The organism is Lysobacter sp. GCM10012299 (assembly GCF_042649405.1).
Lineage (GTDB): Bacteria > Pseudomonadota > Gammaproteobacteria > Xanthomonadales > Xanthomonadaceae > Lysobacter_J.
In genome coordinates this window covers 340,976-353,684 of the sequence record NZ_JBHRZC010000001.1, presented here as the reverse complement: position 1 = coordinate 353,684, position 12,709 = coordinate 340,976, and the positions used below count along the sequence as shown (strand labels likewise).

The window sequence follows — 12,709 nt, the reverse complement described above, 5'->3', positions numbered from 1 at the left end:
CGCCAGACCTTCCATAGGCAACGCCTATTGAATCAATTCCATCAATCAACTTGATGGATTAACACGGTATCCCTACTCTTTCCCCATCGCTTCCACCCACCCCGCATAAGGAATCCCCTGATGTCGCTGATCAACACCCAAGTGCTTCCGTTCAAGGCCACTGCCTACAAGAACGGCGAGTTCGTCGAAGTCACCGACGCCACCCTGAAGGGCAAGTGGTCCGTGGTGTTCTTCTACCCGGCCGACTTCACCTTCGTCTGCCCGACCGAGCTGGGCGACCTGGCCGACAACTACGCCGAGTTCCAGAAGCTGGGCGTGGAGATCTACGGCGTGTCGACCGACACCCACTTCACCCACAAGGCCTGGCACGACACCTCCGACACGATCAAGAAGATCCAGTACCCGCTGATCGGCGACCCGACCGGCGTCATCACCCGCAACTTCGGCGTGATGATCGAAGAAGCCGGCCTGGCCGACCGCGGCACCTTCGTGATCGATCCGGACGGCAAGATCCAGATCGTCGAGATCAACGCCGGCGGCATCGGCCGTGACGCGTCCGAGCTGCTGCGCAAGGTCAAGGCTGCCCAGTACGTCGCCGCCCATCCGGGCGAGGTCTGCCCGGCCAAGTGGCACGAGGGCGAGAAGACCCTGAAGCCGTCGCTCGACCTGGTCGGCAAGATCTGAAGCCGTTCCGAATAGCCCCTCTCCCGCGTGCGGGAGAGGGGTTGGGGTGAGGGCCGCAGTGCCCTCCCCTGTCCGCCCCCGCGGACCCGGCCGGCCAGATGCCCGCCAGTTTTCCTTTTTTGGATGTCGCGACGTTCGGGCAGTTCTCCCTCCCTCCCCTGCCCGGGCGCTCGCGGCGTTCATCTCCGACAAAGCTGCCCCGAACACACGATGGAGCCGTCCCCCATGTTGGATGCCGATCTCAAGACCCAGTTGCAGGCGTACCTGGAGAAGGTCACGCAGCCGATCGAGCTGGTCGCTTCGCTCGACGACGGCGAAAAGTCGCGCGAGCTCGAAGCCCTGCTGCAGGACGTCGCCTCGCTGTCCGACCGGATTTCCTATGCGCGTCGCGATGACGATGCGCGCAAGCCCTCGTTCGCGATCAACCGCGTCGGCACCGATGTCGGTGTGCGCTTCGCGGGCATCCCGATGGGCCATGAATTCACCTCGCTGGTGCTGGCCCTGCTGCAGGTCGGCGGCCACCCGTCGAAGGCTGCGCCGGAGCTGCTCGAGCAGGTCCGCGACCTCGAAGGCGAGTACGTGTTCGAGACCTTCATGTCGCTCTCGTGCCAGAGCTGCCCGGACACGGTGCAGGCGCTGAACCTGATGAGCGTGATCAACCCCAACATCCGCCACGTCGCCATCGACGGCGCGCTCTACCAGGACGAGGTCGAGCAGCGCCAGGTGATGTCGGTGCCGACCGTGTTCCTCAACGGCCAGCCGTTCGACCAGGGCCGCATGACCATCGAACAGGTCCTGGCCAAGCTCGACACCGGCGCTTCGCAGCGCGATGCCGAGAAGATCAGCGCCAAGGAAGCCTTCGACGTGCTCGTCGTCGGCGGCGGTCCGGCCGGCGCGGCCGCGGCGATCTACGCCGCGCGCAAGGGCATCCGCACCGGCATCGCCGGCGAACGTTTCGGTGGCCAGGTGCTCGACACCATGGCGATCGAGAACTTCATCTCGGTGACCTACACCGAGGGCCCGAAGCTGGCCAGCGCGCTGGAACAGCACGTGCGCGAGTACGACGTCGACATCATGAACCTGCAGCGCGCGAGCAAGCTCATTCCGGCCAGCGAGCCGGGTGGGCTGATCGAAGTGCAGCTGGACAACGGCGCGTCGCTGAAGTCGCGCAGCGTGGTGCTGGCCACCGGCGCGCGCTGGCGGCAGATGAACGTGCCCGGCGAAGAGCAGTACCGCAACAAGGGCGTGGCCTACTGCCCGCATTGCGATGGTCCGCTGTTCAAGGGCAAGCGCGTGGCGGTGATCGGCGGCGGCAACTCCGGTGTCGAGGCCGCGATCGACCTGGCCGGCATCGTCAGCCACGTCACCCTGATCGAGTTCGACAACCAGCTGCGCGCCGACGATGTCCTGCAGCGCAAGCTGCGCAGCCTGGCCAACGTCACCGTGATCACCAGCGGCCAGACCACCGAAGTGCTCGGTGACGGCCAGAAGGTCAACGGCCTGGTCTACAAGGACCGCGTCGGCGGCGATTCGCATCGCGTCGAGCTGGAGGGCGTGTTCGTGCAGATCGGCCTGCTGCCCAACAGCGAATGGCTCAAGGGCACGGTGGCGCTGTCGCCGCGTGGCGAAATCGAGGTCGATGCATTTGGCCGCACGTCGGTACCGGGCGTGTTCGCCGCCGGCGACGTCACGACCGTGCCATACAAGCAGATCGTGATCGCGATGGGTGAAGGCTCGAAGGCGGCGTTGAGCGCGTTCGACCACCTGATCCGCACCAGCGCACCGGCGGAGACCGCCAGCGCGGTCGCCGCCTGAGCTGGAGAAAGCGTCATTCCCGCGAAGGCGGGAACCCAAGGACGTTGCTTACCGCTTGAGCAAAGGCAAGGTCCATGGATCCCCGCCTTCGCGGGGATGACGGTCCGAGTAGGGTCGAGGATTGATGTAGCCGTTGTAGATCAAAAGCTGTCCGTCGCTCTCAAGCCGCCGCTCTGCAAGACGTGATGGAGAAACACCCTTGAACCTGCGCGACCTCAAGTACCTGGTGGCCCTCGCCGATCACAAGCACTTCGGTCGCGCGGCCGCGGCCAGCTTCGTCAGCCAGCCGACGCTGTCGACGCAGATCAAGAAACTCGAGGACGAGCTCGGCGTCGCGCTCGTCGAGCGCGCGCCGCGCCGGGTGATGCTCACGCCGGTCGGGCGCGAGGTCGCCGAGCGCGCGCGCAAGGTCATCGCCGACGTCGACCAGATGGCAGAAATTGCACGGCGCAGTCAGGACCCCGAGGCCGGCACGGTCCGGCTGGGATTGTTCCCGACGTTGGGCCCGTATCTGCTGCCGCACGTGGTGGCGCCATTGCGCCAGCGCTTCCCGCGCCTGGAGCTGCTGCTGGTCGAAGAGAAGACCGACCAGATCCTGGCACGCCTGCGCGACGGCCGCCTCGATGCCGGACTGCTCGCATTGCCCATCCACGACGACCAGCTGCACGTGGAAGTCCTGTTCGATGAGCCATTCCTGCTGGCGGTGCCGCATCAGCACCCGATGGCCGACCAGGACACGCTCGACATCAACGACCTCGACAACCAGCACCTGCTGTTGCTCGAGGAAGGCCACTGCCTGCGCGACCAGGCGCTGGACGTGTGTCACATGGCCGGTGCCGGCGAACGCGACGGTTTCCGTGCCACCAGCCTGGAAACGCTGCGGCAGATGGTTGCCGCCGGTGTCGGCATCACCTTGCTGCCGATGCTGGCGGTGCAGCCGCCGGTGCCGGTCTCGTCCGACATCCACCTGTTGAGTTTCCGCGGCGAAGCGCCGCACCGGCAGATCGCCATGGTCTGGCGTCGCAGCTCGGCAATGGGCGACTTCCTGATGCAGCTCGCGGGCGAGTTCCGCAAGTTGCCGGCCTCGTTGCTGGTGCCGCCGAAGACGCAACCCGCGCAATCGCTGCCCGCGTGAGTCACTCCAGACCGGTCTGGCCCAGCCGATAGCGCGTGAGCACCGTGCCGACCGCAAGCATGGTCGCGATGAGCAGGGTCGACACCACGTGCACGCGCGGCTTGCTCGACAGCATGCACCCCACCATCAGCCCGATCCCCGCCAACTGCACCAGCCGGAACGGGATCAGCAGCGGCCGCAGGCCCATCAGCGGCTCGATGACGATGCCCCACGCGGCGGCCACGATCAGCATCCCGAAGAACACCTTGCGCGCGTCGTAATAGTGCTTGCGCACGTCGATGGTGCCGTCGATGAGTTCCGGCAGGAACGCGTGGCTGGCGATGCACAGCGTCGCCGGCCCGATCAGCACGAAGGCGAATTCGCCGTAGGTCCAGTCGCGCTCCGCCCGCATCGCCCAGAACGACCACCACATCTGGATGTGCAGCGCGATCAGCAAGGCGATCCAGACACTGTGCAGCCAATAGGGCGTGACCCGCCGGCGGATCTGCACCATGTTGCCGATGCCGGCAAACAGCTGGGTCATGCCCAGGCCCAGCACCAGCGACACCATCACCGACAGGTAATTGAATGCGTCCATCCGCCCTTACCGGCCCTGAGCCGCAGTCAGGCTACCGGCCGGGCGCGTGGGCGGCGTGAAATGACCGGCGCGGACTAGTAGCGAAGGAGCGCGTGCAGCGGGGTCGCACCCGGCCAGCGCGAACGCCCCTGCAAGGCTTCCAGCTCGATCAGCACGCTCGCGCCCACCAGCTCGGCGCCCAGTTTGAGCACCAGCTCCTGGGCCGCGGCCAGGGTGCCGCCGGTGGCCAGCACGTCGTCGACGATCAGGGTGCGTTCGCCCGGCCGCAGCGCGTCATTGCGCGCCTGCAGCCGGTCGCTGCCGTACTCGAGCTCGTAGGCGACCTCGACCAGCGGCGGCGGCAACTTGCCGGGCTTGCGCAGCGGCACGAAGCCGGCGTGCAGCTTCTGCGCCAGCGCCGCGCCGAAGATGAAGCCACGCGACTCGATCCCGCACACCGCCTGCACTTCACTGCCCTGCCAGGGTTCGGCGAGCGCATCGATGCAGCGGGCAAAGCCGCCGGCGTCGGCGAGCAGCGGGGTGACATCGCGGAACACCACGCCCGGCTTGGGGAAGTCGGCGACTTCGCGGATCAGGGAGTCGAAGTAGGACATGGCAGGGCCGAAGTGGGGGGCGGGAGACGATACCGTGACGGGACCCGGGTGCGGCCTTTGGCCTTACCCGGGCTACGGGGTGGTGACGCTAACCCGGGTGCGGCCTTTGGCCTTACCCGGGCTACGGTTGGTAGCCCGGGTAAGCGCAGCGCACCCGGGGTGCGCATCAGGCCGGCAGCAGCCCCGGCGGAAGATCGGATGCTTCTTTGCCCTCTTCCGGCGGCTGGTTCAGCGGCAACGCCGCCACAATCTCGCTGGCCTCGGGCCAGACCACATCCGGCACGCACACCAGGATCGTGCCGAACAGCGGCAACTCCCCCATCCCGCCCAGCAGCGCCTCGCCCTTGAGGAACACCGGAATCTCCTGGGCCTCCAGGGCATGGCGCACCAGGTGCGCATCGATCAGGTTGGCGGCTTCGTAGACGACTTTCATGGCGGGGGATCCACGGTGAGGCTGCGGATCAGGATACGCCCGGCCCGGGAAGCCGCGTACATGCGGCCCCGGCGCTCGCCGGGATGACGGGCTAAACTTCCCGGTCTTCCCCGCCCGTGCGATCCCGAATGTCCGCTACGCCCCACGCCAACGCCCCGACCGCCGCCCCGACCGCCGACGATTCCCTGGCATCCACCAAGCAGGACTTCATCCGGCAGATCGTTCGCGAGGACGTGGCCAGCGGCAAGCACCAGGCGATCAAGACCCGCTTCCCGCCCGAGCCCAACGGCTACCTGCACATCGGCCACGCCAAGGCGATCTGCCTGGACTTCGGCATCGCCCGCGAGTTCGGTGGCGAGTGCAACCTGCGGCTGGACGACACCAACCCGGTCAAGGAAGACCCGGAATACGTCCGCGCCATCCAGGAAGACGTGCGCTGGCTCGGTTTCGAGTGGCACGACCTGCGCCACGCCTCCGACTATTTCGAGGTCATCTACCGCGCCGCCGAGAAGCTGGTGCGCCAGGGCGACGCCTTCGTCTGCGACCTGTCGGCCGACGAAGTGCGCGCCTACCGCGGCACGCTGACCGAGCCGGGCCGCAACTCGCCGTACCGCGACCGCAGCGTCGAGGAGAACCTCGACCTGCTGCGCCGCATGCGCGCCGGTGAGTTCCCCGACGGCGCGCGCACGCTGCGCGCGAAGATCGACATGGCCGCCGGCAACATGAACCTGCGCGACCCGGCGCTGTACCGCATCAAGCACGTCGAGCACCAGAACACCGGCATGGACTGGCCGATCTACCCGATGTACGACTTCGCCCACTCGCTCAGCGACGCGGTCGAGGGCATCACCCATTCGCTGTGCACGCTGGAGTTCGAGGACCACCGCCCGCTCTACGACTGGTGCGTGGACAAGGTCGACCTGGCCAACTCGAAGGAGCTGGTGCAGCCGCTGCTCGACAGGGGCCTGCCGTTCGAGGCCAGCAAGCCGCGCCAGATCGAATTCTCGCGCCTGAACTTCAACTACCTGGTGATGAGCAAGCGCAAGCTGATGGCGCTGGTGCAGGCCGGGCTGGTGGACGGTTGGGACGACCCGCGCATGCCGACGCTGCAGGGCATCCGCCGCCGCGGCTACACGCCGTCGGCACTGCGCCTGATGGTCGACCGCGTCGGCATCAGCAAGCAGAACTCGCTGCTCGACATCTCCATCCTCGAAGGCGCGCTGCGCGACGACCTCGACGCCAGCGCACACCGGCGCATGGCGGTGATCGACCCGCTCAAGCTGGTGATCACCAACCTGGCGGCCGATCACGAGGAATCGCTGACATTCCCGAACCATCCCAAGGACGAGAACGCCGGCGTGCGCACGATGCCGTTCTCGAACGAGCTGTGGATCGAGCGCGAGGACTTCGAGGAAGTGCCGCCGAAGGGCTTCAAGCGCCTCACCACGGGCGGCGAAGTGCGCCTGCGCGGCGCCGGCATCTTCCGTTGCGATGAAGTGATCAAGGACGGCGACAAGGTCGTCGAGGTCCGCGGCGTGCTCGATCCCGAATCGCGCCCCGGCATGGCCGGCGCCGACCGCAAGATCAAGGGCACGATCCACTGGGTCAGCGCGCGCCACGCCGTCGCCGCCGAGGTCCGCCTGTACGACCGCCTCTTCAACGTCGCCGATCCGGACGACGACGAGGGCACCGGCAAGACGTACACCGACCACCTCAACCCGGACTCGCGCCGCACCGTCACCGGCTATGTCGAGCCGGCGGCCGCCGTCGCCACGCCGGAGCAGTCGTTCCAGTTCGAGCGCATCGGTTACTTCGTCGCCGACCGCCATGACCATCGCAGCGACGCACCGGTGTTCAACCGCAGCGTCACCCTGCGTGACACCTGGACCACGAAATCCTGAGGAGAAAGGCCATGCTTCGCCTGTCGACAATGGCGATCGCCGCCGTACTGCTGACGCTGTGCGCGTGCGCCGCACCGCCCTCTGATCCGACACAGGCGGCGACGCCGCAGCCCGCGGCAACGCCAGTGGCGCCCGCCGCGCCGGCAGCGCCCGCACCTGTTTCTGACCCCGCGCCTGCGAAGTCGGTGGCAGCGCCCGCGGCCATGAAAATCGACCGCACCTGCCGCAGCGACAACGACTGCGCCATCAAGAACGTCGGCAACTGCTGCGGCGAGATGCCGGCCTGCGTCAACGCCAACAGCCCGACCGATCCGCAGGGCGTCCAGGACGCCTGCGCCAAGAGCGGCCGCATGGGCGTGTGCGGATTCAAGCAGATCGAGAGCTGCCAGTGCGTGCAGGGCCAATGCGAGGGACGCGGTTCCGCGCTCGAGGCAGGCCCGGAGCAGGTGCGCTGATGCTGTATGCCCAGGTTCACCTGACCTTGCCGGCATGGGTGCACGAGTCCGTCGACACCGCGCTCGCCTACGTCGGCGATGACGCCAAGGTCGCACTGGCCATCGAGCTGTCACGCCGCAACATCGAAGCCAACAGTGGCGGCCCGTTCGGCGCGGCCGTGTTCGGCCCGGACGATCGCATCATCTCGATAGGTGTGAACCGCGTATTGCCGCACAGTTGTTCGCTGGCGCATGCCGAGACCATGGCCTACATGCTGGCGCAGCAGCGCACGCAGCGTGCGCGCCTCAACGAGGATGCGGACGGCCAGCGCATCGGCCCGATCACGCTGGCGACCTCGTCGCAGCCGTGCTGCCAATGCTATGGCGCCACCGTGTGGGCCGGCGTCGACCGCCTGCTGATCGGCGCGCGCAGCGACGACGTCGAGGAACTGACCGAGTTCGACGAAGGCCCGTTGCCGGCCGACTGGGCCGGCGAACTCGAGCGTCGCGGCATCCAGGTCGTGCGCGACATCCACCGCGATGACGCCCGTGCGGTCCTGCGCACGTACGGCGAACTCGGCGGCGAGCGCTACTGAGTGGCCATAGACACCCCCATCGCCGACGCCCTGCTGTGCTACTGCCGCCCGGGCTTCGAACCGGAAATGGCCGCGGAGCTGGGCGAACGCGCCGCGCTGGCGGGCCTGCACGGTTACGCACGCACGCAGCGCAACCAGGCCTACGTTGAATTCCTCGGCACCGATGCCGTTGCGCTGTCGCGGGCATTGCCCTACGACGAGCTGATCTTCGCCCGTCAGAAGCTGCTGCGGCTGGCCGACCTGCAGGGGCTCGACCCCAGCGATCGCATCACGCCGATCCTCGCCGCGCTTGAAGCGGCCTACCCCGACGGCAGGCCGTCGGCGTATGGCGATGTCTGGGTGGAGCATCCCGATTCGGATGAAGCCAAACCCCTGGCTGGCCTCGCACGCAGCTTCGGCAATGCGCTGCGGCCGGCATTGCGCAAGGCCGGCTGGCTGACGCGCATCGACGATCCGCGACGCCCTCGCCTCCACGTGATCTTCCTTGCCGGTGACCACGCCATGCTCGCGCAGGCGAGTCCGCGCGACGGTTCGCCGTGGCCGCTGGGCATCGCCCGCCTGCGCATGCACGCGGATGCACCTAGCCGCTCGGCGCTGAAGCTGGAAGAAGCACTGCTCACCCTGGTCCACGAGCACGAGCGCGAAAAACTGTTCCGCGACAACATGCGCGCCGCCGATCTCGGCGCCGCACCCGGCGGCTGGAGCTGGGTGATGATGCGCCAGGGCCTGCGCGTGATCTCGATCGACAACGGGCCGCTGCGTCCGGAACTGCTCGACAGCGGTCGCGTCGAGCACCTGCGCGCCGACGGTTTCCAGTGGCAGCCCAAGGGCCCGCTGGACTGGATGGTCTGCGACATGGTCGAACAGCCACGCCGCGTCGCCGAGCGCATGGCGACGTGGATCCGCGAAGGCTGGTGCAAGCACACGATCTTCAACCTGAAGCTGCCGATGAAGAAGCGCTGGGAAGAAACCCGCCTGTGCCTGGAGCTGTTCGAGCGGCAAGCGGAAAAACCGCTGACCATCCGCGCGCGCCAGCTCTACCACGACCGCGAGGAAATCACGGTCTTCGCCACGCCGCAGTGACGCGCTCCTGAATGACGCGCGTTTGCAAATGACGCGCCCGTCACCTGCGTGAACGCAGCACGGCGCCTCAACGCGGAATTTACTGGCCGTTGAGGATTGCAGGACTAGCGTCGCCCCTGTCTACAAGCACAGACGAGGGCAGACGATGAATTCCCAGCACATGTTCACTTCGAAGACCCTGGCCATGGCATTGCTGGTCGCCATGGCGTCGACCGGTACGGCGATGGCGCAGCGCACGCAGGGCGCACCGGCCACTTCCAAGATGCAGGCAGAAGCGGCAGCGAAGGTTGCCAGCGACAGCGCCGAAGCCGCGCGTCAAAGCGCCCAGGCCGCACGCGATGCCACCGCGACCGCGGCACCGGGTTATGCCCCTTCGGCATCGCAGTACGCCAGCGATGCGCAGGATGCCGCCAATCGTGCGGTCAACGCGGCACATGATGCGCACGGCGCGCAGGACGTGGCGGATTCCGGCGCCAATCCGGCGTCGGGCGCGGCCGAGGCGCGTGAAGCGGCAGCGACTGCCACCGGCGCGAGCCTGCAGGCGCAGCAGGCCGCCGATGCAACCACGCAGGCAGCGACGCCGCCGGCACCTGCCATGCCTGCTACGCCAGCCGTGCCTGCGGTCGGCGCCAGCGCGCAGCAGCAGGTCAACGTGACGTCGAGCCCGCCGGATTCGACGCTGTCGGCGAGGGTCGATTTCGATTCGCTCGATGCCGACCGCGACGGCAACCTCAGTCGCACCGAAGTCGGCACGAACACCACGCTGTCGAGCAACTTCGCCCGCATCGATGCCGACCACAACGGTCGCATCTCGCGCAAGGAACTTGCGGGCGGCATGTAAGCCAAAGCGCACGGGGGCGTGCTGCGAGCCACTCCTTCCAGGGACTGGAGGGAGTGGCGGGGTCATAACCCCGCGGCGTGGCGCCAGAACGCATGCGTCAGCAGCGGCAACCGCCCGACCATGCCCAGCAGCGGTCCGCGCAACAGCGTTGGCACCAGTGCATCGTTCGAGAACAGCCGGTTGATGCCGTCGAAGGCATACGCCGAGACCGCATTGGCGCTTCGCTGTTGACGCGCCCAGCGCGCCAGCCGTTGCGGCGAACCCGGATCGATGCCGCGCTCGTGCGCGTCCGCCACGACCGCGCGCAGCGTCGTCACGTCGCGCAGGCCCAGGTTCACGCCCTGCCCCGCCAGCGGATGCACTGCGTGGGCGGCATCGCCGATCACCGCCACGCGCCCGGTGGCCTGGCTTTGCGCGAGTTGCAGGCGCAGCGGGAAGGCAGCCCGCTTTGAAACATCAATCAGCGCCCCCAGGCGTCCGGCGAACGCCAGCTCGAGCTCGCGCAGGAACTGCGCCGGCTCAACCTCGAGCAGGCGCGCGGCTTCATCGTCCGGCAACGTCCACACGATCGAACTGGTGTGCTCGTCGCTGGCGAACGGCAGGAACGCCAGCGGTCCGGTCGGCAGGAAGCGCTGCCAGCAGGTCGCCTGGTGCGGCCGCTCGCTGCGCACGAAGGCGACGAGGCCGCGCTGCCCGTAATCCTGGCGCGGCGCCTCGATGCCAGCCAGTGCGCGCACCTTCGATTCGGCGCCATCGGCGGCCACCAGCAGCTTCGCCCGCAGCGAAAGTCCGCTGTGCAGGTGCACGGTGACGCCGTGTTCGTCCTGTTCGAACGCCGTCACCGAATCGGGGCAATGCAACTCCACGCCGGCCGCCGGCAACGCCGCCCACAGGCGATCGACCAGCAGGGCGTGTTCGACGATCCAGCCCAGTTCGCGGCGACCGAACGCATCGGCTTCGAAGGCCAGCTCGTCGCCACCGGCCGCATCCCATACCCGCATCGCGCGGTAGGGCTGCGCGCGCGATTCGCGCACGCCCGCCCAGGCACCCAGGTCGTCGAGCAGCGCGGCGTTGTCCGGGGCGAAGGCATACACGCGCAGATCGATCTCGTCCGAACCGGTGGCCAGCGCGCGCCATGCGGGCGGCTCGCGCGCTTCGACCAGCGCCACGCGCAGGCCGTCGCGGGCGAATGCCAGCGCCGCCGCTGCGCCAACCACGCCGGCGCCGACGACGATGACATCAAGGCCGGCGCCACCGCGAGCGCTTCCGCGGCGGCTCATCGCGCCATCTCCCGGCACAACGCCGGCACGTCGCCGCGGTATCCCATCGCACCGCCGACCAGGAACGACTGCGCCGAGGGCAAGCGGTCCACCGCGAACAGCCCGAGGCTGCGCAACGGCCGCAGCAATCGCGCCTCGTTGGAGCTCAACCGCGCCAACCCGTCGGAAAAGCCGGTCGTGCGCTGGCGATCCTCACGTCGCCGTTCGACGTACGCAGCCAGCAACCCGGTGGCGCCGACATCGGCGGCCGGGTCGGCGCGGCGGGCGCGTTCGATCAGTTCGGCCAGCGTCAGCGCATCGCGCAGGCCAAGGTTGAATCCCTGCGCGCCGATCGGATGGATGGTCTGCGCGGCATTGCCCACCAGCACCGCGCGCGCCGCCGTGGTGCGCTGCGCGAGCACGCGCACCGCCGCATGCGCACTGCGAGGACCGCAACCGAGGAAGCGTCCCGCTCGCCAGCCAAACGCGTCCTGCGCGCGCGCCAGGAAGCCGGCCTCGTCGAGGGCCGCGACTGCATCGGCGTGTTCGCGGGCGACCGCGTGGATGAGCCCATGGTGACGATCGCCCCGCGGCAACAAAGCGGTCGGGCCCTCGTCGCCCAGGCGCTCATACGCGGTCCCGTCCGGCGGCCGTGCCGTGCGCAGGCGGGTGACAAACAGGGTCTGCTGGTAATCGTGTTCTTCAATGCCGATGCCGAACGCATCACGCACTCCGCTGCGGGTGCCGTCGGCGGCCACCAGCAGCTGCGCCTTCAGCACGCGCTCGCTGTCGCCGTCGGCCACGCGCACGGCGACGGCCGCGTCATCGCCCGGCACCAGGCCGAGGAAACGCGCGGGGCGATACCGCGCCAGCCGCGGCAGTTCTGCCAGCCTCGCTTCCAGCGCTTCGCCGAAGTCGCGGGCGATGACAACGCGGCCAAACTCGCTGCGGCCATAGCGACGGGCATCGAGCACGCTGCGGCCGAAGTCACCACGGCGGCTGATGTGGATGCGTTCGATCGCGCCGGTCGGCGCGCGCAACTTCTGCAATACGCCCAGGGCCGACAGCGCATTGACCGTCGCCTCGGCAAAGCTGAGGTTGCGTTCGTCGAAGACGGCAGGCAGCGCACCGGACGGCGTGGCTTCGACCAGGCCGACATCGAGGCCGATGCGTTCGAGCGCGATCGCCAGGCTGGCACCGACCAGGCCGCCACCGACGATGAGGACGTCGTGAAGGCCGTGGCCCGACTGGCCGGCCTGACTGGCTGCGGGAGCAGGTCCGGGGACCGGGGAACTGGGGGGCAAAACAGTCATTGCGTTATGCTAGCGGTTCCTGAAGGCCGTTACCTTCCCAAAGAA

General features: G+C 68.2%; 13 protein-coding genes. 8 read left to right on the top strand and 5 right to left on the bottom strand.

The features are described from left to right. Positions 1-120: 120 nt before the first annotated feature. From ahpC to ACFOPO_RS01740, 3 genes are all read left to right on the top strand, one after another. Positions 121-684: an alkyl hydroperoxide reductase subunit C gene (gene ahpC / locus ACFOPO_RS01750; protein WP_386700280.1), complete on the top strand. Its 564-nt coding sequence runs from the start codon at positions 121-123 to the stop codon at positions 682-684. A gap of 225 nt (positions 685-909) precedes the next feature. Next, entirely contained in the window at positions 910-2,499 is a 1,590-nt protein-coding gene (gene ahpF / locus ACFOPO_RS01745; RefSeq protein ID WP_386700278.1) for an alkyl hydroperoxide reductase subunit F, read from the top strand. A 199-nt stretch (positions 2,500-2,698) separates the two neighbouring features. Then, a complete protein-coding gene (locus ACFOPO_RS01740; protein ID WP_386700276.1) occupies positions 2,699-3,634 on the top strand; it encodes a LysR substrate-binding domain-containing protein in 936 nt (311 codons plus the stop codon). A gap of 1 nt (position 3,635) precedes the next feature. Here the strand turns inward: ACFOPO_RS01740 and ACFOPO_RS01735 are convergent, their stop codons facing one another. From ACFOPO_RS01735 to ACFOPO_RS01725, 3 genes are all read right to left on the bottom strand, one after another. Continuing rightward, positions 3,636-4,211, bottom strand: coding sequence for a hypothetical protein (locus ACFOPO_RS01735; protein ID WP_386700274.1), 576 nt, complete (start codon positions 4,209-4,211; stop codon positions 3,636-3,638). A gap of 74 nt (positions 4,212-4,285) precedes the next feature. Then, positions 4,286-4,804 carry an adenine phosphoribosyltransferase gene (locus ACFOPO_RS01730; RefSeq protein WP_386700273.1) on the bottom strand — a complete coding sequence of 173 codons (519 nt, stop codon included), beginning with the start codon at positions 4,802-4,804 and terminating at the stop codon, positions 4,286-4,288. A gap of 166 nt (positions 4,805-4,970) precedes the next feature. After that, on the bottom strand, positions 4,971-5,237 hold the full coding sequence (locus ACFOPO_RS01725; protein WP_386700272.1) for a DUF2007 domain-containing protein: 267 nt from the start codon (positions 5,235-5,237) through the stop codon (positions 4,971-4,973). 128 nt (positions 5,238-5,365) lie between these two features. Between ACFOPO_RS01725 and ACFOPO_RS01720 the strand changes: the two genes are divergently transcribed. The 5 genes from ACFOPO_RS01720 to ACFOPO_RS01700 all read left to right on the top strand — a co-directional run bounded on the left by ACFOPO_RS01720 (position 5,366) and on the right by ACFOPO_RS01700 (position 10,092). Then, the gene (locus ACFOPO_RS01720; RefSeq protein ID WP_386700271.1) at positions 5,366-7,138 is read left to right on the top strand and encodes a glutamine--tRNA ligase/YqeY domain fusion protein; all 1,773 of its coding nucleotides are present in this window, start codon (positions 5,366-5,368) and stop codon (positions 7,136-7,138) included. A 203-nt stretch (positions 7,139-7,341) separates the two neighbouring features. Continuing rightward, the gene (locus ACFOPO_RS01715) at positions 7,342-7,593 is read left to right on the top strand and encodes a hypothetical protein (RefSeq protein ID WP_386700269.1); all 252 of its coding nucleotides are present in this window, start codon (positions 7,342-7,344) and stop codon (positions 7,591-7,593) included. After that, the gene (locus ACFOPO_RS01710; protein WP_386700267.1) at positions 7,593-8,168 is read left to right on the top strand and encodes a nucleoside deaminase; all 576 of its coding nucleotides are present in this window, start codon (positions 7,593-7,595) and stop codon (positions 8,166-8,168) included. Before ACFOPO_RS01715 ends, ACFOPO_RS01710 begins: the two co-directional genes overlap by 1 nt. 30 nt (positions 8,169-8,198) lie before the next feature. Then, a complete protein-coding gene (gene rlmM, locus ACFOPO_RS01705) occupies positions 8,199-9,251 on the top strand; it encodes a 23S rRNA (cytidine(2498)-2'-O)-methyltransferase RlmM (RefSeq protein WP_386701238.1) in 1,053 nt (350 codons plus the stop codon). Positions 9,252-9,396: 145 nt separating this feature from the next. Further along, positions 9,397-10,092 carry a hypothetical protein gene (locus ACFOPO_RS01700; RefSeq protein ID WP_386700266.1) on the top strand — a complete coding sequence of 232 codons (696 nt, stop codon included), beginning with the start codon at positions 9,397-9,399 and terminating at the stop codon, positions 10,090-10,092. A 62-nt stretch (positions 10,093-10,154) separates the two neighbouring features. On the opposite strand, the gene ACFOPO_RS01695 is transcribed toward ACFOPO_RS01700, so the two are convergent. Both ACFOPO_RS01695 and ubiH read right to left on the bottom strand, forming a co-directional pair. Continuing rightward, positions 10,155-11,372 (bottom strand): FAD-dependent oxidoreductase, encoded by a 1,218-nt coding sequence (locus tag ACFOPO_RS01695; RefSeq protein ID WP_386700264.1) that lies wholly within the window; start codon positions 11,370-11,372, stop codon positions 10,155-10,157. Further along, a complete protein-coding gene (gene ubiH, locus ACFOPO_RS01690) occupies positions 11,369-12,664 on the bottom strand; it encodes a 2-octaprenyl-6-methoxyphenyl hydroxylase (RefSeq protein WP_386700262.1) in 1,296 nt (431 codons plus the stop codon). The genes ACFOPO_RS01695 and ubiH overlap by 4 nt, the downstream gene beginning before the upstream one ends. Between the last annotated feature and the right edge of the window lie 45 nt (positions 12,665-12,709).